The organism is Acetoanaerobium sticklandii (assembly GCF_000196455.1).
In the GTDB taxonomy this organism is placed as follows: Bacteria; Bacillota; Clostridia; order Peptostreptococcales; family Filifactoraceae; genus Acetoanaerobium; species Acetoanaerobium sticklandii.
This window is the reverse complement of the sequence record NC_014614.1, coordinates 2,607,754-2,631,547: the sequence shown is the minus strand read 5'-3', so window position 1 is coordinate 2,631,547 and position 23,794 is coordinate 2,607,754. Positions and strand designations below refer to the sequence as shown.

24 protein-coding genes are annotated in these 23,794 nt (G+C 33.1%); 15 read left to right on the top strand and 9 right to left on the bottom strand.

Annotation, left to right across the window (positions count from 1 at the left end; genetic code table 11):
- Positions 1-29 precede the first annotated feature (29 nt).
- From CLOST_RS12640 to CLOST_RS12625, 4 genes are read left to right on the top strand one after another with little or no spacing between them, the layout of a single operon-like run.
- Entirely contained in the window at positions 30-1,358 is a 1,329-nt protein-coding gene (locus CLOST_RS12640) for an MFS transporter (RefSeq protein ID WP_013362703.1), read from the top strand.
- Positions 1,342-3,675, top strand: a complete 2,334-nt coding sequence (locus CLOST_RS12635) for an ABC transporter permease (RefSeq protein ID WP_049779829.1) — start codon at positions 1,342-1,344, stop codon at positions 3,673-3,675. Before CLOST_RS12640 ends, CLOST_RS12635 begins: the two co-directional genes overlap by 17 nt.
- A gap of 10 nt (positions 3,676-3,685) precedes the next feature.
- Complete coding sequence (locus tag CLOST_RS12630; RefSeq protein ID WP_013362701.1) at positions 3,686-4,402, top strand: ABC transporter ATP-binding protein; 717 nt, start codon at positions 3,686-3,688, stop codon at positions 4,400-4,402.
- 16 nt (positions 4,403-4,418) lie between these two features.
- Positions 4,419-4,781: a DUF2200 domain-containing protein gene (locus CLOST_RS12625; protein WP_013362700.1), complete on the top strand. Its 363-nt coding sequence runs from the start codon at positions 4,419-4,421 to the stop codon at positions 4,779-4,781.
- A gap of 197 nt (positions 4,782-4,978) precedes the next feature.
- On the opposite strand, the gene CLOST_RS12620 is transcribed toward CLOST_RS12625, so the two are convergent.
- On the bottom strand, positions 4,979-5,683 hold the full coding sequence (locus CLOST_RS12620; protein ID WP_013362699.1) for a helix-turn-helix domain-containing protein: 705 nt from the start codon (positions 5,681-5,683) through the stop codon (positions 4,979-4,981).
- 293 nt (positions 5,684-5,976) lie between these two features.
- Here CLOST_RS12620 and CLOST_RS14125 point away from each other — a divergent pair, with 293 nt between their 5' ends.
- The 7 genes from CLOST_RS14125 to CLOST_RS13985 all read left to right on the top strand — a co-directional run bounded on the left by CLOST_RS14125 (position 5,977) and on the right by CLOST_RS13985 (position 12,922).
- Positions 5,977-7,275 carry a GNAT family N-acetyltransferase gene (locus CLOST_RS14125; protein ID WP_013362698.1) on the top strand — a complete coding sequence of 433 codons (1,299 nt, stop codon included), beginning with the start codon at positions 5,977-5,979 and terminating at the stop codon, positions 7,273-7,275.
- Positions 7,276-7,326: 51 nt separating this feature from the next.
- Positions 7,327-7,821 (top strand): LURP-one-related/scramblase family protein, encoded by a 495-nt coding sequence (locus CLOST_RS12610; protein ID WP_013362697.1) that lies wholly within the window; start codon positions 7,327-7,329, stop codon positions 7,819-7,821.
- 87 nt (positions 7,822-7,908) lie between these two features.
- Positions 7,909-8,658, top strand: coding sequence for a MerR family transcriptional regulator (locus CLOST_RS12605; protein WP_013362696.1), 750 nt, complete (start codon positions 7,909-7,911; stop codon positions 8,656-8,658).
- 77 nt (positions 8,659-8,735) lie between these two features.
- Complete coding sequence (locus CLOST_RS12600; protein WP_013362695.1) at positions 8,736-9,470, top strand: ABC transporter ATP-binding protein; 735 nt, start codon at positions 8,736-8,738, stop codon at positions 9,468-9,470.
- On the top strand, positions 9,457-10,206 hold the full coding sequence (locus CLOST_RS12595; RefSeq protein ID WP_041487228.1) for an ABC transporter permease: 750 nt from the start codon (positions 9,457-9,459) through the stop codon (positions 10,204-10,206). Before CLOST_RS12600 ends, CLOST_RS12595 begins: the two co-directional genes overlap by 14 nt.
- 186 nt (positions 10,207-10,392) lie before the next feature.
- Complete coding sequence (locus CLOST_RS12590; RefSeq protein ID WP_013362693.1) at positions 10,393-11,469, top strand: Fic family protein; 1,077 nt, start codon at positions 10,393-10,395, stop codon at positions 11,467-11,469.
- A 55-nt stretch (positions 11,470-11,524) separates the two neighbouring features.
- The gene (locus CLOST_RS13985) at positions 11,525-12,922 is read left to right on the top strand and encodes a DUF6884 domain-containing protein (RefSeq protein ID WP_013362692.1); all 1,398 of its coding nucleotides are present in this window, start codon (positions 11,525-11,527) and stop codon (positions 12,920-12,922) included.
- 33 nt (positions 12,923-12,955) lie between these two features.
- Here the strand turns inward: CLOST_RS13985 and nadE are convergent, their stop codons facing one another.
- The 6 genes from nadE to CLOST_RS12555 all read right to left on the bottom strand — a co-directional run bounded on the left by nadE (position 12,956) and on the right by CLOST_RS12555 (position 18,328).
- On the bottom strand, positions 12,956-13,699 hold the full coding sequence (nadE, locus tag CLOST_RS12580; RefSeq protein WP_013362691.1) for an NAD(+) synthase: 744 nt from the start codon (positions 13,697-13,699) through the stop codon (positions 12,956-12,958).
- Positions 13,700-13,725: 26 nt separating this feature from the next.
- Complete coding sequence (locus tag CLOST_RS12575) at positions 13,726-15,255, bottom strand: nicotinate phosphoribosyltransferase (protein ID WP_013362690.1); 1,530 nt, start codon at positions 15,253-15,255, stop codon at positions 13,726-13,728.
- A gap of 17 nt (positions 15,256-15,272) precedes the next feature.
- Positions 15,273-16,082 (bottom strand): ribose-phosphate pyrophosphokinase, encoded by an 810-nt coding sequence (locus CLOST_RS12570; protein ID WP_013362689.1) that lies wholly within the window; start codon positions 16,080-16,082, stop codon positions 15,273-15,275.
- Positions 16,083-16,095: 13 nt separating this feature from the next.
- Complete coding sequence (locus CLOST_RS12565) at positions 16,096-16,620, bottom strand: cysteine hydrolase family protein (protein WP_013362688.1); 525 nt, start codon at positions 16,618-16,620, stop codon at positions 16,096-16,098.
- 14 nt (positions 16,621-16,634) lie between these two features.
- Complete coding sequence (locus tag CLOST_RS12560; protein ID WP_013362687.1) at positions 16,635-17,381, bottom strand: NUDIX hydrolase; 747 nt, start codon at positions 17,379-17,381, stop codon at positions 16,635-16,637.
- 122 nt (positions 17,382-17,503) lie between these two features.
- On the bottom strand, positions 17,504-18,328 hold the full coding sequence (locus tag CLOST_RS12555) for an undecaprenyl-diphosphate phosphatase (RefSeq protein ID WP_041487227.1): 825 nt from the start codon (positions 18,326-18,328) through the stop codon (positions 17,504-17,506).
- Between the two features lie 218 nt (positions 18,329-18,546).
- On the opposite strand from CLOST_RS12555, the gene CLOST_RS12550 reads away from it, so the two are divergent.
- The 3 genes from CLOST_RS12550 to CLOST_RS12540 all read left to right on the top strand — a co-directional run bounded on the left by CLOST_RS12550 (position 18,547) and on the right by CLOST_RS12540 (position 21,079).
- The gene (locus CLOST_RS12550; protein ID WP_013362685.1) at positions 18,547-19,401 is read left to right on the top strand and encodes a GNAT family N-acetyltransferase; all 855 of its coding nucleotides are present in this window, start codon (positions 18,547-18,549) and stop codon (positions 19,399-19,401) included.
- A 93-nt stretch (positions 19,402-19,494) separates the two neighbouring features.
- Positions 19,495-20,220, top strand: coding sequence for a gamma-glutamyl-gamma-aminobutyrate hydrolase family protein (locus tag CLOST_RS12545; RefSeq protein WP_013362684.1), 726 nt, complete (start codon positions 19,495-19,497; stop codon positions 20,218-20,220).
- Positions 20,221-20,227: 7 nt separating this feature from the next.
- The gene (locus CLOST_RS12540; RefSeq protein WP_013362683.1) at positions 20,228-21,079 is read left to right on the top strand and encodes an AAA family ATPase; all 852 of its coding nucleotides are present in this window, start codon (positions 20,228-20,230) and stop codon (positions 21,077-21,079) included.
- A gap of 1 nt (position 21,080) precedes the next feature.
- Here the strand turns inward: CLOST_RS12540 and CLOST_RS12535 are convergent, their stop codons facing one another.
- Both CLOST_RS12535 and CLOST_RS12530 read right to left on the bottom strand, forming a co-directional pair.
- The gene (locus tag CLOST_RS12535) at positions 21,081-21,581 is read right to left on the bottom strand and encodes a dihydrofolate reductase (protein WP_013362682.1); all 501 of its coding nucleotides are present in this window, start codon (positions 21,579-21,581) and stop codon (positions 21,081-21,083) included.
- Positions 21,582-21,595: 14 nt separating this feature from the next.
- The gene (locus tag CLOST_RS12530; RefSeq protein ID WP_013362681.1) at positions 21,596-22,429 is read right to left on the bottom strand and encodes a thymidylate synthase; all 834 of its coding nucleotides are present in this window, start codon (positions 22,427-22,429) and stop codon (positions 21,596-21,598) included.
- 153 nt (positions 22,430-22,582) lie between these two features.
- Between CLOST_RS12530 and chrA the strand changes: the two genes are divergently transcribed.
- Positions 22,583-23,785 (top strand): chromate efflux transporter, encoded by a 1,203-nt coding sequence (gene chrA / locus CLOST_RS12525; RefSeq protein WP_013362680.1) that lies wholly within the window; start codon positions 22,583-22,585, stop codon positions 23,783-23,785.
- The last annotated feature ends 9 nt before the right edge of the window (positions 23,786-23,794 follow it).

Below are 23,794 nucleotides of genomic sequence, written 5' to 3'. Positions count from 1 at the left end.
GACCGTCGGTCGAGAAGGAAGGGAATATTATGTATGAATGTACACCTATGAATAATAACTTTGATTCAGGATATAAAAAATTCAAATTACTAATTTTAGGACAAACTATCTCTAGCATAGGAAGTGGGATGACTGCTTTTGGCCTAGCTATTTATATTCTTAAGCTCACAGGCTCTGTGACGACTACAGGGATATTTAGTATATGTGCTTTTTTACCATCTATTTTACTAGCTCCTGTGGGAGGAGTGCTGGCTGACAGATATGATAGAAGATGGATGATGATTTTAGGAGAGTTGCTATCTGCAGTAGGGTTAAGCATATGTATGCTTGCAGTAATGAAAAAAGCTGATTTAGTTTGGATACTTATTGGAATAGGTATTAGCTCTATATTTACAGCACTTACTGAACCAGCATTTAAAGCAACTGTGACTGATTTATTGCCAGAAGAAAAGTATTCAAAAGCAAGTGGAATGATGCAGCTTGCCAATAGTGCAAAGCTTATAATTTCTCCTATGGTTGCAGGCTTATTGCTTCGTATAGTTAATGTCAGCGTTCTTATAGGAATAGATATTATGACTTTTTTTACAACTGCTATTATTATTGTATTTGTGAAAAGAGGTATGACAAATAAAGTTTCATCAGATACAAAAGATACAAAATTAAATCTAGGAAGTGAATTTAAACTAGGCATCAAAGCTATAGGAGATAAAAAGGGAGTCAAAGAACTTATTTTAATTATGACGATATCGACATTTTGTCTTGGATTTATTCAGATACTGAGTAAGCCGCTTATTCTTTCTTTTGCAAGTGAAATAGAGCTAGGGATTATAACTACAGTAATAGCATTTGGAATGATAGCAGGAAGTATAGCTGTAGTATGGATGAAGGAAATTAAATCTTATGTGAACTTACTTTCAGTTGGGCTAGTTGGATGTGGGATATTTTATTTTCTTGTAGGAGTAAGAGAGAATATGGTTTTAATAGCGGGATTTGGGTTTATGATGTTTGCTTTTATGCCAGCTGTTCAAATAGGAGCAGAGGTTCTGATAAGAAAAAATATACCAAATAAGCTACAGGGAAGAGTCTTCGGATTTACAGGCATGATTTCTCAGCTAGGATATATTGTAGCTTTTGCTTTATCTGGCATGCTTTCTGATTTTATATTTGAACCATTTATGAAGGGAAATTCTGCTTTTGCTATGGCTTTAGGCAGAGTGATTGGAATAGGAGAAGGAAGAGGAATCGCACTTATGATTATAATTGTGGGGGTAGAACTTGCGATGCTTGGAGTAGTAGTAGGTAGATTAAACAATGTAAGAGCTTTAGAAAGGGGGAGCTATCATGAAGCTGTTATTTAACTTGGTTGTAAATGATATAAGAAAAAACAGGATTATATCGAGTATATTATTTGCTTTCTTAATGATATCTGCTGTACTTCTAACTGGAGGACTAAGAATAGGTGTGACTAGCATAACCTCTATTAATGCTCTTAGCACGGTGGCTCAGATACCTGATTATATTCAGATGCATAAGGGAGCTTATGACGAGAAGGCAATTGATGATTTTGTAAAAAATCATGATTATATTGAGGCTTTTCAAGTTACAAAGATGCTCAACATTAAAAACTCAGAGCTATATCATAATGGAAAATCCTTTGAAAATAGTCTTATGGATAATAGCTTTGTGGCTCAAAATGAAAGCTTTGATTATTTGCTTGATATGAATAATGAAATTGCGATTATAGATAAAGGAGAAATAGGCATCCCTATATACTATTCTCAGGAGCTAGGGGTAGAGCTAGGAGACAGTATCAGAGTAGAGAAAGGAAGCTATGCAAAAGATTTTAAAGTATCTACAATAATTCGTGATGCTCAAATGAACTCAGCGCTTACATCATCTAAAAGATTGTTAATAAATGAGGCTGATATTTTAGAGCTAAGTAGTAATCTAGGTGAATGGGAGTATTGCTTTGAATTTTTGCTAGAGGAAGGCTCTATAGCTTCTTTAGAAACGGATTATATAGGGGCAAAGCTCCCATCAAATGGAGTTGGAATTTCAGGCAGTTTAATTACTATGCTCAATACTTTTTCTCATGGAATCATTATTATAATTATAATGGCAATAAGTATGCTTCTAATAGGGATAGCTTTTTTATGTCTTTCATATATAATTAGGGCTACGCTAGCTGAGCAAAGCAGTATCATAGGGGAGATGAGAGCTATTGGATTTACTAAAAAAGAAATCAAAAAACTATATCAGTTAAAATATGTAATCATAGCTATAGTTGCGGGAATCATAGGCTACTTAGGTGGGAATTTATTAGGAGATTATCTTTCAGAATCTGTAATTTTGTATTATGGAAGAGCAAAAGGAAATATAGAGCTTATTAAATGGGGAATTCCAGTTATAGGAGTGCTGATTCAGTTAGTAATAGTAACAATAGGCTGTACAGTCATAATCAGTAGGAACCTTAGGAAAACTGTGCTACAGATGCTAAAAGGTGAAGATGATGTAAAAAGAGAAGGACATTATAAGCTGCCAGCTAATGGCTTTAAATATCCTAATATTAGCATAGCTTTTGGAGAGCTAAAATGTAAGTATAGGCAATATATAGTTGTATTTTTAGTTTTTATTTTCTCATCATTTTTGATACTACTTCCTATGAATATGAAAAACACAATAAATCATCCTTCCTTTATGAGCTATATGGGTGTAGGCGAAAGTGATTTAAGAATTGATATCCAGTACACAGGCGATTTAGAAGCAAAAAAAGAACTACTAGAAGCTCATCTAAATAACGATGCTGATATTGAAAAATATGCTATATATCAGTATGGAAGTGCGCAGGTTTTAAATAATGATGGCAAATGGGATAATATAAGAATAGAAAGTGGTAATCAGGCTAAGTTTCCACTTGATTATCTAGAAGGGAAAGCTCCAGTTAATGATAACGAAATAGCCTTGTCATATCTTAATGCAAAAGAGCTAAATAAAAATATAGGTGAGAATCTGACATTAAATTATATGAATAAAGAAGTAGAGTTTATAGTTAGTGGGATATATCAAGACATCACCTATGGTGGAAAAACAGCAAAGGCAAAACTTGAATTTAATGAAAAGGATTTAGATGCTTATATTGTATATGTAAATCTAAAAGAAGAAATAGATATAGAAAAAAAGGCAAGTGAGCTAAGAGAGATTTTAACTGACAGCAAAGTCACTCCAGTTAGAGAGTTTATAGCTCAGACACTAGGAGGGATATCAGATACTATGGGTATAGTTGAGGTAGCGACTGTCATCATATCACTGTTTCTAAGCGTGCTAATTACAGCTATGATATTGAAATTAATAATGGCAAAAGAGCAGAACGCTATAGCTATAAAAAAAGCTATAGGTTTTTCTAATGATGACTTAAGAATCCAGCTAGGAATTAGAATCTTGGCTATTCAGATATTTGGAATAGGAGTAGGAACCATACTTGCAAATAATTTTGGTGAAGCTATATTTGGACTTATGCTGTCTGGTTTTGGAGCATCAAAGATAAAATTTCTAATTAACCCTATAAAGGCATATTTATTTTGTCCAGGGATTCAAATTTTAGCGGTTTTAATTATAGTGACAGTTATAAGCAAGGGTGTAAGTAAGTACCATATTAGAAATCAAATAATAGAATAGGGGAAATCAAATGATAAAGGTTAAAAATATAAGCAAGTCATATAAAGATGCTGTAGTTCTTAACAATGTGAGTTTAGAGATTAATAAGGGAGATTTTACTGCTGTTATGGGACCATCTGGCTCAGGGAAGTCTACTCTTCTTTATAGCATTAGCTCCATGGATAATCCTGATGAAGGAGAAGTTGTATTTGAGGGTATAGATGTTTATAAGCTTAGCGAATCCGAGCTATCAAAATTTCGACTTAATAAAATGGGTTTTGTATTTCAAAATTCTCAGCTGCTAAAGAACCTCTCTATTTTTGATAATATAATTTTGCCAGGCATGGTTGCTAAAAGAGAATCTATTGAGGTAGTACGAGCAAGAGCCACAGAGCTAATGAGCAAAATGGGGATAGAGGATATAAAGGACAGGGACATAAGAGAGGTTTCTGGTGGACAGCTTCAAAGAGCAGCTATTTGCAGAGCCATGATAAATAGTCCTGAGATTTTGTTTATGGATGAGCCTACAGGAGCCTTAAACTCAGAGGCAGCAAGTCAAGTAATGGAAATACTAAAAAAGCTCAATCAAGAAGGTATAAGCATTATGCTAGTCACTCATGATGCAAAAATGGCATTAATGGCTAAAAAGGTTATCTATATAAAAGATGGAAAGTTAGCTGGAGAAATCAAGCTAAGCAATGAAAAAGAAGCACTAGCAGAGATTGACTTGTGGCTAAAAACTATTTGATAAAGGAGAGTTTTTTATGAGTAAAAATAATATCAATGCTATGAGCATATCAAAAGTATATCCTCTGTATGTGGAAAAAGCAGAGCGAAAAGGAAGAACAAAGGAAGAGGTCGATGAAATCATATGTTGGCTTACAGGTTATAGTAAAGAAAAGCTAGAACTGCAGCTGGAAAAGGGAGTTGCTTTTGAAACATTTTTTATAGAAGCTCCTGAAATGAATCCGTCAAGAGAGCTTATCAAAGGAGTCGTATGTGGAGTGAGAGTAGAAGATATTAAAGAGCCCATAATGAGAGAGATAAGATATCTAGATAAGCTAATAGATGAGCTAGCAAAAGGTAAGGCTATGGACAAGATTCTTAGGAAAGCAGAAGAAATCTAAACAAGAGCAGAATTAAATTAATAATCATTATAATGAAGGCAATTATACATAATCCAAACGAAAAAGGCTTAACCTTATCAAAATGGAATAAAATGGGGAAATAACCATATAATTGATTGCATGCTAAGCCTTCAATACAAATACTAGCTTTGCGATAGCCAAATAAATTAGGAGTATGTAATTAATTTAAACGCATATTATGACTCTATTTCATCAACTGCAATATACACGTCCATGTATGAGGTTCCATTTACAAAATATTCTTTTTCAAAGCAGGAAATGATTTTTTTATCTTCTTTATGAGGAATTTTATTTATATGCATATGAGTCATGAGAACCTTGTATGCATTTGGAATCAATCTAAATGGTGCTATCATTGGGTCTTTGATAGTTATGACTATGTATTTTTGCTTATCTTGATTTACTATATCCATAAAATCAGCAGTTTCTGTAACATTATCGGGTAGTATGAGTGCGGCAACGTAACCATGCATATTAAACACATTTATTTGTTCTTGTGATAATACTGGGAAGTCCCAGCCAATAATTTCTGGATTTTGAATTTTTAGCATTTTTGCCCATTTTTTTACATGATCAAGTGCATCATCTTCAGGTTCTGTACTAACAACTGCATATCTAATATATCTAAAAGGTTCAACATATTCCATTCTTATGTCTGAATAAGCTTCGTCACTTACATTCATATCATTTCGTATTAATTCATCCATACTGCAAGAAAATAATTTGCATATCTCTATAACTTTATCCATCTCAGGGTACATGACATCTAGTTCCCATTTTGATACTGTTTGTCTGCTCACACCAAGTTTTTCTGCCAATTCTTCTTGCGTCATTTTATTTCTCATTTTTCTTAAAAATTGAATATTTTGTCCGAAACTCATAATTATCCCCCTCAATATTTCAATCTTTTGCTAAGAACAGATTACATCAAAAATAAAAAAAATTCCATAAACTGTATGTTTCTTTTTAGCTAAATAAAGCAACTTTAAATTGCGTAGTTTAAGAATTCATTAGCCTAAACATTTATAACTATTCGATATTCAAATAGCTATAAACAGGTTATGATGATGTTAAATTAGGATTTTGACATAAAAAATTAACTATTTTTGGAAATCATTATGTTAAATTTAGTTTGAGAGTGTATTAGGGAAAAATTGAAAATTAGGGGATAATTATGGAAAAGAATAAAATAAATATAGAAAACATTCCTGCTATTATTTGGGGAGATTCATCAGACAAAGTATATCTTTATGTTCATGGACAAGGCGGAAGTAAAGATGAAGCAGAGCAATTTGCGAAAATCGCCAATAAGTTTTCATATCAGGTTTTAAGTATAGATTTACCAGAACATGGGGAGCGCATAGAAGAGGTTGATTCATTTAATCCTTGGGATGTTTTGCCTGAGTTAGATTTAGTTATAGGATATATGAAATTGAACTGGGAGCACATATCATTATTTGCTAACAGCATAGGTGCGTGGTTTAGTATGCAAGGGATGAATAATGAAATTCTAGAAAGAGCTATTTTTGTATCTCCTATCATCGATATGGAAAATCTTATTTCCAACATGATGAAATACGAAAATATATCACAAAATGAGCTTAAAGAAAAGCTGAATATTACTACTTCATCTGGACAGATTCTCTCGTGGAGATATTTTAAGTATGCAGCGGAAAATCCAATATCAAAATGGGATATCCCAACCTGTATTTTATTTGCAAAAGAGGACATATTCACAGGCAATGAATTAATGAAAGCATTTGCCACAAAGTTCAATTGCAACCTTACAGTAATAGAACAAGCGGAGCACTGGTTTCATACTCCATCTCAGCTAGAAGTCCTGCATTCATGGATAGAGCAGTGCCTGGGTGATTCATTGGACAATAAAATAATTAGCTATGAAATAATTCATTTGCCAAAAGAGCAGTGGAAAGACACTATAATTCCAATAAAATATACTACAAATGATTACTATGATGTAATTATTACGGACCTAGATAAAGGATTTAGAATAGATATAGAAAAGAAAAAATTAGATAATGCTATAGCTCACACTCCTGAAGAATATAATTTTCCAGATAGACTCTACAAAGGCTACTGGGATGATGAGTTTGCTTGGGGGATAGTTGAGCAAGGGGAACTAATTGCGGCTATAGAAACAGCTCCTGAAAAATGGAGTAATAGGCTTAGAATCACAGAACTATGGGTATCCCCAGAGCATCAAAAAAAAGGTATAGGTCATGAGCTTATAGAGCTGGCAAAAGAGAGATTAAAAAGAGAGCGCAGAAGAGCTTTAATACTTGAAACGCAGTCTTGCAATGCAAATGCTATAGATTTTTATATTCATGAAGGATTTTCGATTATGGGAATGGATACTTGTTGCTATTCAAATGATGATATTGATAGAAAAGAAGTAAGGCTTGAATTTGCTTGGTTTCCTAAAAAGAATACAACAAGAAATTTCCGAAATTAAAGAAAATGAAATTTCCGGGACAATGGGATTAAATTACGAAGGAGGATGACGATGAAGGAACTATATATCAAGCAAAAGGTATTTAGCATAGGAGAAAAATTCACAGTAACGGATGAGAATCAAAACGATGTTTATTATGTAGAGGGAAGCTTTTTTCAAATTCCTAAAACATTTTCTATAATGAATGAAAATAGAGGCGAAGTTGCTCTTATTACTAAAAAGGTTTTTAGTTTTTTACCTAAATTCTTTGTAGAGGTTCAAGGAAAAGAGATCCTTACTATCACTAAAGAGCTCTCATTTTTTAAAGCGAGATACACAATAGATGCTGAGGGTATAGAAGTGCAAGGAAATTGGTGGGATATGGATTTTGAAGTCTATAAGCAAGGCCAGCTTGTAGGTCAGGTTAATAAAGAGTGGTTTACTTGGGGTGACACCTATAAGGTTCAAATCTTTGATGAGGCTATGGAAACCATAGTAATTGCAGTTGTAGTAGCTATAGATTGTGTAAAATCAGATGAAGCTGCAGCGTCTAGTGCAGCAACGTAGATATATATTAAATGGATAAAGTTAGACCCTCCATTATATCACCATACTTTCGCTTTATGGTATATTTAGTTCATGGAGGTGAGGGTGATGAGGGTTTATAAGACTGGTGAAATCGCAAGAATAATAGGCATACATTCAAATACAGTAAGGTTATATGAAGAGCTAGAGCTTATTCCAGTTGTGAAAAGACAGCCAAATGGTTACCGTGTATTTACGGATTTTCATATTGATCAATTTAAGCTTGCTCGCCTCGCTTTTCAAATAGAAGTCTTGCAAAATGGACTCAGGCAGAAAATAATTCAGATGCTAAAGATATCTGCCAAGGGAGATTTTGATACGGCACTTAGCATTACAAATGAATACTTGGAGCTTGTCAGTATAGAGCGAAGAAACGCTGAAGAAGCTATTGAGATAGTAAAGCAGATTTTATCAGACAAAGCGGATGAGAATACGAGGTTTTTTAAACGAAAAGAGGTTTCTAATTATCTAGGTATTTCTATGGATACTCTTAGAAACTGGGAAATGAACGGGTTACTGACGATAAAGCGTAAACAAAATGGATATAGGGTGTATACTGATAAAGATATAAGATATTTGAAAATAATTCGGTCTCTTAGATGTGCAAACTATTCCTTAGCTTCAATTCTTCGTATGCTAGGTCAGTTATCTAAAAATCCTGATATAGATATCAAGGAGGTACTTGATACTCCAAAAGAGACTGAAGATATTATAACCGTATGTGATAATCTTATTACTTCTTTGTCACATGCAGAAAATAACGCTAGTAAGATGATTGCTATGCTTCAAAATATGAAAGCCTCAAATTATGAGTTTTGATTTTTTGAAACTCTCCACTTTACCACCAAGGTTTTTCTTGGTGGTATTCTTTTTGTAGAGAATAAGGAGGTAGTCATATGAAGGAAGTAATCAAAGTAGAGCAGCTTACAAAATCCTACGGCAATTTTATTGCAGTAGATAATGTGAGCTTATCAGTAAGTAGAGGAATGGTTTTTGGATTGCTAGGAGCAAATGGAGCAGGAAAAAGCACCACTATTGAATGCATTTTAGGCACAAAAAATCCAGATAGTGGACAGGTTTCTATTTTGGAACTTAATCCAAAAGCAGATCGCAAGAGCTTGTTTGAAAAGGTTGGGGTTCAGTTTCAAGAAATGAATTATCAAGAACAAATTAAAGTATCTGAGCTATGTGAAGTTACAGCATCTTTATATCAGAATCCTTTAAATTATATTGAGCTACTTATGGAGTTTGGTATTGGTGATAAGCATAAAAGCCTTGTAAAGGATTTATCTGGAGGACAAAGACAGCGTTTATTTATAGTGCTTGCTCTTATTCCCAACCCTGAAGTAGTTTTTTTAGATGAGCTGACAACAGGACTTGATGCAAAGGCTCGCAGAGATGTTTGGAAGACTCTTATGAGGCTAAAGGAAAAAGGTTTAACTATATTACTCACTTCACATTTTATGGATGAGGTGGAGGCGTTGTGTGATAGAATTTGCATTTTAAAAAAAGGAAGGATTGTGTTTGAAGGGACAGTGCTAGAAGCGGTAACTAGTAGTCCCTGCGATAAATTTGAAGATGCTTATCTTTGGTATACAGATGAGGAGGAAGAAGCTAATGAAAACCTTTAGTACAATGCTAAAAACAGAGCTAAAGCTGTCTCTTAGAGGGATGGATATGTTTATATTTGCTATTTGTGCTCCGCTGGTGGTGCTTATTATTCTCGGAGTTATTTATGGAAATAAGCCAGCATTTGAAGGGGCAGGGTATTCTTTTTTAGAGCAGTCATTTGGAGCACTAGCTACGATTTCTATTTGTGCAGGGGGTGTCATGGGATTGCCACTGGTTATATCAGAGTATAGAGGGAAAAACATACTAAAAAGATATAAGGTAACTCCTGTTAGTCCAGCTATGATTTTATTAGTTCAAGTAACTATATATTTTTTATATGCAGTTTTATCTTTATTTCTTTTATATTTTGTTGCAAAACTCTTCTTTGGATATCAATTTCGTGGAGATATAGGGACTTTTATAGGAGCATACATTTTAGTGATGGTATCTATGTTTAGTATAGGAATGATGGTAGGAGGAATTGCACCAAATACGAAAATGGCAGGAATAATAGCGAGCATATTATATTTTCCTATGCTCATTTTTTCAGGAGCGACACTTCCGTATGAAGTTATGCCTAATGCACTTCAAAAAACAGTAGATATACTTCCTCTTACACAGGGAATAAAATTGCTAAAAGCCTCATCTTTAGGCCTAGGGGTTGACAGCAAAGTCATAGTGGTTCCAGCTATTATAATGACAGGGATAGCAGTTGTTTCAGTGGCTGTAGCTATTAGATTTTTTAAATGGGAGTAAAATGCAAGTTCATAAAAGCTAAATTAATGATAAACTTTGGTTTATTATAGGTATAATAAACGGCATTCCATATAAATGAGTAAAATATTAAATAAATTACCCATATTCATTTGACGTGAGTAATTATTACACATATACTTAGAATAGGAGTAAAATATAGTATATATTACACACGAGGAGATTCTTATGAATAAAAAATTAGAAAAATTACCCCCAAGGTGGAATAATAAGCTAGTGAATATTGAAACTGTAGAAATTATGAGGGAAGTTGCAAAAGCGAATCGTCGAATAGCTGAGCTAAAAGGTTATTCAGAAATAGTACCAAATAAAAATATACTTATCAATGCCATCACTATAAATGAAGCTAAAGAAAGCTCAGAAATTGAAAATATTATAACTACACATGATGAGCTTTTTCAATCGCTTTCAAATAAAAATTACTCTAGTAGCTCTGCAAAAGAAGTTTTAAACTATAAAGATGCATTGTGGAGAGGAATTACTCTAATCAGAGAGAATGGTATATTAACAACAAACATGATTGTAGAAATTCAATCAATAATAGAGGAAAATAATGCTGGAATCAGAACACAGGGTGGAACTGTTTTAATGAACGATAAGACTGGAGAAATAATCTATAGACCACCAGGAACAGAAGAAGAACTTAGAGAATTATTATGGAATTTAGAGCAGTTTATAAATATTGATGACGATATAGATCCACTGATTAAGCTTGCAGTTATCCATTATCAGTTTGAAAGCATCCACCCATTTTATGATGGTAATGGAAGAACTGGAAGAATCATAAACGAACTTTATCTTGTAATGAAGGATTTGTTGGATTCACCAATATTGTATCTTAGCAAATATGTCCTTGAAACAAAGAGCGAGTATTATAGGCTACTCAATGAAATTCATACACAAGGAAACTGGGAAGACTGGATTATATATATACTGAAAGGTATCCAAAATACCTCAGACCGCTCACTAAGGATACTCAAAGAACTAAATAAACTAATTGAAGAAACATCAATTGAAATAAAAGAAAAGTTACCTAAAATTCATTCAAAAGAATTAGTAAATCTCATTTTTACAGAATTTTATACACGGATTTCTAGCGTAGAAAATGAACTGAATGTAACAAGAAAAACAGCATCAAACTACTTAAACGAACTAGCTGAAACGAATATTCTTACAGTAGAAGTGAGGGGAAAAGACAAAATATTTATTAATAGGCGCCTTATTGAATTGATGAAAAGATTATAAATAATAAAAATTATTGCCCTTAAAATATAAATTATCTGAGAAATGGAGGCTTCATATGAAAGTGGCTTTGTTATCTTGTACAAGTAGAAAAAAGAATTATCCATGTAGAGTAAGTGAGATGTATTCAGAGAGTTCACGATTTAGGCTTTCCTATCAATATGCAAAAAAAACTTCTGACAAGATATATATTTTATCAGCTAAATATGGATTAATTTCTGAGTATGAAGTAATAAAACCATATAATGAAGCATTAAAAGATAAATCCTCTAAAGAAAGACTGTTGTGGTCTAATAATGTAATTTTATCTATGAAAAATGAATTTTTGTTAGACAGTGATGAGTTTACGATTATAGCTGGAAAAATATATTATGAAAATCTGATTCCATATTTTTCTAAATATAAGATACCACTTAAATCTGAAAGAATTGGAAACTGGATTCCAAAATTAAATTTAATGATTGAAAACAACCAATATGCAGAAGAAGATAATTACTGTAAAGAAATTCATGAACTATTTAATAATGCTAACAGATTATATCACTATGATATAACTCAAATACCATTTGAAAACGGGATTTATGTTATGTTTGAACGTGGTGAGAAGTATGGATATTTTGATAGAATTGTAAGAATAGGGACACATAAATCTGATGGAAGATTAAAAAATAGACTCAAAGATCATTTTCAAAAAGAGAATAAAGATGGCAGTATATTTAGAAAAAATATAGGGCTAGCTTTACTTCATAAAAATAAAAATCCCTATGAATATATATGGTCTTTAGATGAATCTAAAGCAGATACTAGAACTAAATTTTTAGATGCTATTAATAGTGAAAATAAATTATCTATAGAAAAAGAAGTAACTAACTATCTTCACAACAATATTTCATTTGTCTGTTTTGAAGTAGAGACTAAGGAAAAACGCTTGAGAATTGAAGAAGGTTTAATTTCACTATTAAATAACACTAACGATTTTTATAGTTCTGATTCATGGCTTGGTAAACATAGTCCAAAGTTAGAAATCGCTCAGAGTGGTTTATGGAATACTCAGGGACTAAACGCAAGACAGTTATCAAACTCTGAGATAAGCGATTTAAAAAATATGATTGATGGTGAATTTGATAAATCATTAAATAATGTACCAGTTATTATAGATAAAACAAATGAAACTACGAAAAATAACAATCTAAAAACCAGTTTAAATAACAATGCTTCTAAAGGTTTAACTTTAAGTATTGTGTCTTATATAAAAGATATAATGGCACAAAGCAAAATAAAAGGATATAAATACATTGATATAATTTCAGGTGACATCCATAAAGAAATGAAGTTGGTTAATAAAATGCCATCAGTGTGTAGTGCAATGTACAAACTGAGGACAGATAAAGATATGATTTTAAACACAACTCCAAGTGGAAAAAGCTCTACAATAAAGATTCGTTACTATTTGTAAAAATGTTAATGAAATAGACCTGCATATGCAGGTCTATTTAGTATAAGCAAAAGTAGGGATGGAAGTTCTCTTATGAAGAGCTGCCTTTTCTAGCTTTTTAATTTTTTCTACAGTTTCTTGATTATCAAGCTCAAGATTTCTTATATATTTATGAACATCCTCATATTTTAATCCAAGTCTTTCCTCATCGGATTTTCCAGAAAGTCCATCAGTTGGAGTTTTGTGAACTAAGTCATATGGGAGTTCTTCTAAGGTATCTCCTACTTCCACTACTTCTACGCTTGTAAGGTTTGCTATAGGGTTAAAATCTACTCCACCGTCCCCATATTTAGTAAAATATCCTAGTGTTAGTTCGCTCAAGTTTCCTGTGCCACATACTCGGCAGTGGTGGGATTGTCCCCATGCATAAAGAGTCATCATACGGATACGAGGAGCTATATTTATCTTTGCATCTACTGATATTTCATCTCCAGTTGATTCAAGTACCGCTAGCTCAGCGTCATATACTGGTTTTATATTTATTACTCTTGAGTTTATACCTAAAGCTTCACATACCTTATGACTATCAGCTATATCTATCTGATCTCCATTTGGCATTAGAATTCCATAGACATTTTCTTTACCGTAAGCTCTAGCGCAAAGAGCTGCAACCACGCTGCTATCTTTACCTCCTGATATGCCTAGTACTACTTTAGTTAAGCCAGTTGATTCTTTGTAGTCTTTTAACCATTTTATTATTTCGTCTCTCACCTTAACAGCATCAAATTCATAGTTCATTATGTTCATCCCTTCAAGTAAATTTTTTAAAATCTATTTTCATGCAAGGTATTTCTAACATCATATATTGAGATTTCATTGTAGACTTTACCATTTTTGAACACGCTCTGCAATAAATTACCTTCATTTGGAAGAGTAGCTCTAGTGTAGCCATCTGTTACAGCTATATCCCCATTTTCATCATAGTGGACATAACACATACCTTTTTGAGATTTTTTGAAGTTTCCTGTGTCGGTTACAGGGTTTTTAAATACTTCTATTGGTTTGCCATCTACTTCAACATAGGTTGCTTTTATTGCTATTCCGTAAGTGTCTCTAGTAAATGGTTTGATTTGTCCATTTTCTTCTGCACATTGCATGGAAAAACTTCCAGCGCCAAGAGCTACATTATTGGCAGCAAAGCCCTTGTCCATAAGTCCTTTATAGATGAGCTCAGCTCTTTCAGGAGTGATGCTGTCACCATAGATTACTCTTATTGTATTATTTAGAACCTTGTAGCCTTTTGAATTTATATATCCTCCAAATTCGTCCCATAGAGCCTCTACCGTTCCTTTCATAGCAGAAGATCTATTAAACTCTGAGCTATTATCAGTACCACAAATTATATCAACGGGATTTCCGCTGTCTCCCCTTACAAATAGAGCTCCATTTCTAGTTTGGATGAGGGTTTTTATATCTTCGCGGCTCAAAATATTTTCTATCATGTTCCAGTAATCATAGCTATCTGAGACCATTGATACGTTTTCAGTTGGATATATTTCACTAAGAAGTCGCTTTACAAAGGTAGCCTCATCGTTATCAACTGCAAAATTACTGCACATAACGCTATGCTCAGTGGATATCATACTTGCGCCTAAACTAGCATTTTCGAGAGTTCCATTGTAGTAGTCCTCGAGATAAAGGATGGCAGGAATAGTAGCAGTCTTAGCAAAAGAAGTAAGGAAAGCTGAGCTTGCGAGTACTGCACCTTCTTGTCCCTGAGCACCTCTAAAGCCAAATTCAGATATTGCTGCATATCTAGGAGCAGTATCATCAGCTGTTTTTTCAAAGTACTCATTTACAATTTGTCTATATTTATAGGCTTGATTGGCAATTGTCATAGGATACCATAGCTGACAGCTCATTATGCTTTCTATAAACTGCACTACCCATTCGAAGCCTGGCTTTGTACTAGTTATTTCAATACATGGAACTTTAATTGGGCATTTAGTTCCTTCTTTTAAAGCTTTGATTTCTATAGGAAGATATCCAAGCGAGTGAAGCTCTGCAATCTTAGTAGGTTCACAGTAACTATGGCTTAGGGTGTGCTTTATAACTCTTTCGTATTCCTTGAGTATAGTATCTAGAGGCACATTAAAAAAAGTATCATTGAATCTTTCAATTAAATAGTCCTTTATAAATCCTTGTATTCCAAATACTATAAGGCTATGTTCCTCTCTTAATCTAGACATTCTTGGGGTAAAGTAAGAGGCTATAAAATTCATTCCCTTTGGATACTGCTCAGCATGTGCTTGTTTATAAAAATCGCTTATCAAGGTCATTTGATGTTTTCTCATAACAAAACCTCCAAGTTCTAAAATATATCAATAACCAAAAGCTTAGGATGGCTTTGGCTTCTAAGGATACTATTTGTAGTAAAAACTTTTTCTATATCTGAAGAATCAAGTAGCTCACCTTGAAAAATAGTATTTTCAGTATGAGTTACAAATAGATAGATTTTATCTACTCCTTCAGATTTAAGAGCTGAGCTGGCATGCTTAAAGGTATTGCCAAAGCTACAAAGGTCATCTATTATAAGGGATGATTTATCTTTTAAATCTATATCCTCAGCTATAATACTATATTCCTTAATCTTGCCTCTGTTTGACAGGTCTCTCTTTTTTTGACCGTATATCACCTTATGTTTTTTACAGAGCTTTAGATATTTTTTTGTATATTTTTCTTTGGCCCCTTTATCAGGAAACATGATAAAGTCTATGTCAATTTTAGGAAGTATTTCGTCTAATATTATGTCTTCAATATTTAATTCTTCTAGATTGTTGATTAAATCCGAGCTAGCTTTGGAATGGGGATCAGCTAGGAGAATTTTTTCAAAGCTCATATTATTTAGAATATCTGCAAAGTATCTCAAACTAAATATTTGGTCATTTATTTCTCTATCCATTCGGCTATATGGAAGATAGGGCATAAGCAAAAGTTTTTTTTGCTCTGGAGCATGAATATTTAGGTAGCTATGAGCCATTGCTAGATTAGCTATATCCTTATTGCTTTCAAAAAGCAAGGTGATGGTATTTATATCAGTGTTTAATTTAGGCTTTTTATAGACTGCTTCTTTATTTCGAAATTCCTCATCTCCAAATATTTCCCCATTGATTTTTAGCATATGGCACCTCTAATTATATTATTTTCATTTGCATAGACTCCATAACATGGATAGCTTCATCGTGAAGATTATCGTCAAAGGATGCGCATAGCTGTGAATTTATAGTTATAAGAGCTTCTGGAAGCACAGCTTTGCAGATTACTGCATTTGAAATTACGCACATATTTGTAACCACACCGCAGATTTCTATTTCAGTTTCTTCATCAGAGTAAGGACAAAGGATTTCGATTAATCCCAATCCTCCAAAGGTAGGTTTTTTGATATAGATTGGATTTTCAATTACCTTACCTGTTTCTCCATATAGCTTCCAACCTTCGCTTTCTTCTATACAGTGCTCCACTGGTAGATTTTTTCCTTCTTGGGTTTCAAGATAATTAGGCTGATGAGTATCCATAGTAAATAGAATTATTTCGTTGTCTTCTTTAGCTTTTTTTAGTCGCTGGGCTATTTTTATGTCTAGAGCTACTGCTTTTTCAAATCCTAATGTTCCATCCACAAAATCTTTTTGAAAATCAACCACTAAAAGTATTTTTTTCATAATATTAGCCTCCCCTAAAATTTAGAATGTTTGTTATCAAATCTATAGAGCTGAGCTGGTCTATACGCCGAGCCATCGTCTTTCATCATGTCAGCAGGCTTGATTTTGTCACTTATTTTTCGCCTGAAAGCTTGTATAGTCCTTCCAAGGATACATTCATAAACCATTTGAAGCTCTTTTACAGTAAAAAATTCTGGAACTAAGTTAAAAGCTAGGTCAGTGTATTCTATTTTGTTTTGAAGTCTGTTTAGAGCATCTATAATCATCTGCTTATGGTCAAAGGCAAGGTCTTTAACTATTAAGTGACCATCTTCAGAGATTAGACTTACATCGACTATCTCATCAGCTTTTCTAATAGGCTCTATGGAAAACCAAGAAGCAGATGAGCTGTCTGTTTTTTGAGAGATTTGTATATTAATGTCGCTTTTTTTTACAAGAGCAAGGTAGGCTACACTCACAACTCTTCCTCTTTCATCTCTATTTGTATCTCCATAGGTATATAGCTGCTCCATATATAAGTTTTTGATTCCAGTCTTTGCATAGAGCTTTTCTCTAGCGCAATCATCGAGGTTTTTATCATAGTCTACAAAGCCTCCAGGAAGTGACCAAAATTCATTATAGGGCTCTTCATATCTCTTTATTAATAAAATTTGTAAGGTTTTTTCGGGTACTTTTCTTTTGTCATCTTCAGGTTTATCAGTCGCTGTCAAAATAACGATGTCATTTGCCAGACTTAGTTTTTTATAATCTTTAAATTCCATCTCGTCCTCCTTCTTACTTAATGACAATTTGTACTTAAGTAAGTTTAAAAAATATACTTAGTTACACTTTGTGTCTAAGTATATTTTGATTATATATCATGTGATATCAAAAAGCAATAGTTTTATAGCAAAATTATTATAGCAATTCCGAGTACTATCCTGTACCAGCCAAAAGCTTTAAAATCATGCTTTTTGATAAAGCTCATAAGGAATTTGATAACTGCCACAGATACTATAAAGGCTACAGCCATTCCTAAAATTAGAATAAAAAGTTCTGAGGCTGTGAAAACAAAACCGAATTTTAAGATTTTAAGTGCACTAAGCCCAAACATTACTGGTACAGCTAGAAAAAAAGTAAATTCTGCTGCAGCTACTCTAGATACTCCAATGATGAGTGCTCCAATAATAGTAGCACCTGATCGAGATGTGCCAGGTATTATAGATAGAACTTGAAATAGTCCTATAAGCCAAGCGGTTTTGTAAGTGATTTCGTTTAGATTAGTGATACTAGGAATGCGCATTTTATTCCAATTTTCTACTATAATAAACCCAATGCCATAAATAATCAAGGTTGTAGCTATAACAATTGGTGTATGAAAATTTGCTTCTATATAATCATCAAAAAGAAGCGTAATAACTGCTCCAGGGATGCAGGCAACTACTACCTTAAACCAAAGTGAAAATATTTCTTTCTTAATGATAGGCTGAGATTCATCTTTAAATTGAAAAGGAAACATCTTTTTCCAAAAACTGGTAAGTACAGCTAAAATAGCTCCGAGCTGAATAATTACAAAGAACATTTCCTTGAATGAATCGCTGGCGTTTAGTTGTAAAAATTCGTCCACGATAAGCATATGTCCAGTGCTACTGATGGGTAGCCACTCAGTTATACCCTCTACTATCCCTAAAAAAATAACTTTTAAAATTTCTGCAATCTCTAATGTCATTAATTATATCCTCCTCGTAAATAAAATTTTTAACTTGAATCAAGCAACAAATTTAGTATGAAGAAAATATGAGAAAAAAACAAGAAACATATGGTAACAATCGCAAGAATATGGGATGACACTAATAGTGTCATCAAGGAAATTGAATAATAAGATAGACTATTGTATGATTTTATATATATAATTTAATTAATAAGATTTAGAAATGGGGGAGGAAAATGATCCAATATTTTAATTGCAAGGATGTAGATGATGAGAGTATATATAAGGCATTTCAGATAGGGTTTTCTGACTATATGATACCTCTGCAAACTACAAAGGAAGGATTTTTTGAAAGGTTTTTCGGACCTGAAGGTAATAAAAAAGAAGAATCCTATATAGCTTTTGATGCTCAAAAACCTGTAGGCTTAATCTTAGGTGGAATTAAAGACTACGAAGGCCTTAAAACTATGAGATGCGGAACCATGTGTATAGATCCAGAATATAGAGGCAAGGGGATAAGCAAAGAATTATTTAAATTACATAAAGACAAAGCTAAGAAAGAAAATTGTAAGCAACTATTCCTTGAGGTTATAAATGGAAACGAAAGAGCAGTAAATTTTTATACTTCGATAGGATATCAGAAGCTATATTTTTTGAAATATTTTAGCTGTATTGTGAATGAAATAAAATCAGAAGCTAAAGATATGTCAAAAAAGCTTATTAAGAGAGTAGGATATGATGAAATTTTAGCTCTTGAAGCACATATTAGGGATATCCATATAAATTGGCAGAATGGTTTTGATTATATAAAGCAGATAAATGATGTAGTTCATTATGGAATATATGAAGAAAATAAGCTACTAGGAGCAGCAAGTATTCATAATAAGGGAAAAATATTTTTTATTTATATAAAACCAGAATATAGAAATTGTGGACTTGCAACTTCTGTGCTGGATAAAGCTTTATATGATTTGAACCTTACTCAATTTAATATAAGTCTACCAAATAATGCAAATCTGGAAGGCTTCATAAGAAAATATGGATTTACTCAGGATGATATAACTCAATATGAGATGTATCAGCCATTATAATTTCAAGAATATTTAGGAAAAGGTTTTCCGAAATTCAGAATATTTTGATATAATAGACTTAAGTTAACTATGACTTTAGAAAGGGGTATGATTATGAAACTCCCTATTATAGGAATATCAGGGACTATGATGAAGGATAATAATGATATGTTTGAAGGCTATGAAAAATCATACGTTATGGATGATTATGTTCAGGCAGTGCTAAGGGCAGGAGCTGTTCCTATAGTTCTTCCAATTATAGACTCGAGCGAAAAAGTAAACGAATATGCAAAGCTGATTGATGGCTTAATCTTAACAGGAGGGCATGATGTAAATCCTCTTATCTATGGAGAAGAGCCTGATGTAAAAGTTACGGAGATTCTTCCAAAGAGAGATTTTCTAGATTATGAGCTTATTAAGTATACTACTGAGCTTGATAAGCCTATACTAGCTATATGTAGAGGAATGCAGATTTTAAATACATATCATGGAGGGACTCTATATCAAGATAACTCATACTGCAAAACTTTTCATATAAAGCATATGCAAGTACATAATCCAGATGTAGCTACTCACACTATAAAAATAGAGCCAAACAGTGTTCTTGAAAGTGTGCTTGGAAACCATGCAGTTGTAAACTCATTCCATCATCAGTCAGTAAAAGGTTTAGCAGAGGGCTTCAGAATAACAGCAGAATCTAAAGATGGAATAGTAGAAGCTATAGAAAGAAACTCGGAGCAGTGGTGCGTAGGGGTGCAGTTTCATCCAGAAATCTTATCTCACAAGGATGAGAAAATGCAGGCGTTATTTAATGTATTTATAGGAGCGACAAGGAAGTAAATTAGCTATGATATACTTAAGAAATTTTAGTTTTCCAAGTGAAGACAGAGAGTACAACTTTATTTTAGATGAAAAAAGAACTTGTTTTGACACCTTTTATCCCTTTAAAATACTATCGAAAAATGATTTTACTGAAATTGATTTTGAGCCAGTTACTATCTTATATGGAGGTAATGGCTCAGGAAAATCTACAGCTCTAAATGTAATCGCAGAGAAAATAGAAGCATCAAGGGATACGATTTTTAATAAAAGCAATTTTTTTAAAGATTATGTGGATATGTGTGATATGGATGAAGTAAAAGTAGCAGAAATAAAAAGAATCATAACCAGTGATGATGTTTTTGACTATATTCTCAATCTTAGAAATCTAAATGAGGGAATAGACAATAAACGAGAAAATCTTTTTGGAGATTATCTCGATGCAAAATATTCTGATTTTAAGATGAAATCCCTAGAAGATTATGAAGAACTCAAAAAAGTTAATAGTGCAAGAAGTAAAACGATGTCTAAATTTATAAGAAAAAATCTTATGTCAAATGTACGGCTATACTCAAACGGAGAGAGCGCTTATAGATATTTCATAGAAAAAATAACTGAAAATGGCCTGTATATTTTAGACGAGCCAGAAAACAGCCTTTCACCTAAAAGACAAATTGAGCTAATGAGCTTTATTGAAGACTCAGCTAGATTTTTTGGGTGTCAATTTATTATTTCTACGCACTCTCCGTTCTTGCTAGCCATTAAAGGTGCAAAAATTTATGACCTAGATGAAAGTCCTGTAAGTGTAAAGCCTTGGACTAGTCTTGAAAATGTTAGAACCTATTATGATTTTTTCAAAAGCCATGATTCTGAGTTTTAGTCTACTTTTTTCTATATTTACAGAAATAATGTGGGTATTTGTGATTGATATTTTCTTCATCTGCTCGTACAGATATCATTTTCCAGTTTTGAGGGTCGATTTCTGGGAAGTGAGTATCTGCTATTTTTGTGTCATTTGTTTTGATTATTGTAAGATATATTTCATGAGAATAATCCAAAAAGCTTTTGTACACAGATTCGCCTCCACAGATAAAAACTTTTTTGTCAGGGTTATTTTTTGCAAGAGCTAAGACTTCTTCTATGTTTTTTAATTTAGGGACTCCATAGTCAATGTCTTTTCTGCTTAATACAAAATTATCTCTTCCTATTAAAGGTTTATGAGGAAGCTTAATATAAGTGGAAGAACCGAAAATAACTATATTGTTATATGTGATTTCTTTAAAATAATTTAAATCTTCTTTAATATCATAAAGTAAATTCCCTTGATACCCTATTGCGCTGTCATAGTCTCTCATGGCAGCGATTATTATAATGTTGTTCATAAAAATAGTCTCCTTTAGATTGCTAACTCAAATTTCGGATTGGGTTTAATAGGGTTATAGTCTATTAAATCAAAATCATTAATTGTAAAATTATAAAAATCTGTTTTTTGAGAATTGAGGATTAAACTTGGGTGACTTATTTCTTTGCCCACATCTCTTTTTAGTAGGGAAATTACATCATCTATATGTCTATCATAGATGTGTGCGTTGTGTACATAGTGGCATAATTTGCCAGGAGATAAACCTACATGTCTTGCAACCATCATCAGTAAAGCTGTATACTGAATTTTATTAATGCAGTTTGCAACAGCTACATCACTAGAACGCTGTATAAGTGTAACATCAAGGAAATCTCCTCTAACTGACCAATGTGTTTCCATGGCGCAAGGATAAAGCCCATCGGTTTCAAGAAAATCCTCATATTGATATAGGTTGATAATATGCCTTCTGCCATAAGGAATTTCTTTTAAAGATTTTAGTAATTTATTTACTAAATCATATTTTTTTACAGTAGCTCCATATCTCTGCCCTATCGTCCCATCGCCTATATTCCATTCATCCCACCAGTGAATATCATATTTTTCCTTCAGTACATTAAGTGAGCTCGTTTGATCTTGATATATCCATAAGATTTCTTTTACAGCTGATTTCCACGAGATAGGCCTATAAGTTATTAATGGAAATTCTCCTTTACTTATATCATATTCCTCAAACACTTGAGTAACGAACAAGGTATGAGAAGGAGTGTTATCTTTATATACTGGTCTTACTTTTTCACCATCAGTTGAAGTTCCTTCATTAATTATCCTAGTACACAAATCTTTAAAATATAGATCAGCTTTTGTCATTTATTTCCTCCTAAAATTTTATGTAAATTTAATATACCCAAAATATAGTGACATATACTTTGTTGCGGTTTTTTATTTGATATTGTATAATTAAATCATAATTACGAAATTCGATATCGAATAACAATATAAATTTTTAAGGATGGTGATGTTATGAAGAAACTTCACGAAAATGTTAATTCACATAAAAATGTAAAGTGGAGCAGTTTTTTAAAGGATGTTTTCATTTGCTCGCTAGGAGCATATGGTGGACCGGAAGCTCATTATGGAGTCTTTACAGACCAGATGGTGATTAAGAAGAAATATTTAACTGAGGAAGAGCTAGTTGAACTTATAGCTCTTACTGGAATTCTTCCAGGACCTAGTAGCACTCAGACTCTTGTAGCCATAGGGCACAAAGTTGGAGGACCAAAACTAGCATTTCTTACTATGCTGGTGTGGTCACTGCCTGTGCTAGTTATTATGACTATTCTTTCTTTTTTGAGTCAATTACTTGGTACATTTCATCTATCTCAGGACGGACTTAGATATATAGGGCCGATGGCGGTAGGATTTATTATAGTTGCGGCTTATCGCATAGGTCGTAAGGTAGTAAAGGATAAAATTACACTGATGCTTCTTTTGTTTGGGGCGATTACGACTTATTTTATAAGAGCTCCATGGATCTATCCTCTAGTGCTTCTTATAGGAGGTGGGGTTAGTATTGTTACTTCAAATGAAAAAAATCTTTGGAACCATGTGAAGCTTGCTCCGCCGTGGAAATATCTGATAGCATTTGCAATTTTTGCAGTAGGAGGAATAGTTCTTACTCTTACTACGGACAGTAAGCTAGTTCATTTATTTGAGAGCTTTTACAGATATGGATACCTAGTTATTGGAGGTGGCCAAGTGGTAGTTCCTCTAATGTATAGTGAGCTAGTTGAAGTAAATCAGTATATGACTAACCAAGAGTTTTTAACGGGGTTTGGACTAGTTCAAGGACTTCCGGGGCCGATGTTTAGCTTTAGTGCTTATGCAGGAGGTATGGCAGCTAGAGGGCAAAGCACTCTTTATCAAATTTTAGGAGCAGCGGCAGGAGGTGTAGGTATATTTCTTCCTGGACTGCTTCTTATATATTTCATCTATCCTATATGGGAGAATCTAAAGCAGATAAAAGGAATAAAAATGTCTCTAAAAGGAATAACAGCAGTTGCAGGAGGTTTAATTTCAGTAGCTGCAGTTATTTTAATGCAAAAGAGCGGATTTGCTTTTGATAATGTTATAATTATGCTTATAACTGCTTTATTATTATTTACCAAAAAAGTTCCTGCTCCATTTATAGTAGTATTTACTCTTTTGGCAGGATTTTTAATTTAAGATTTAAAG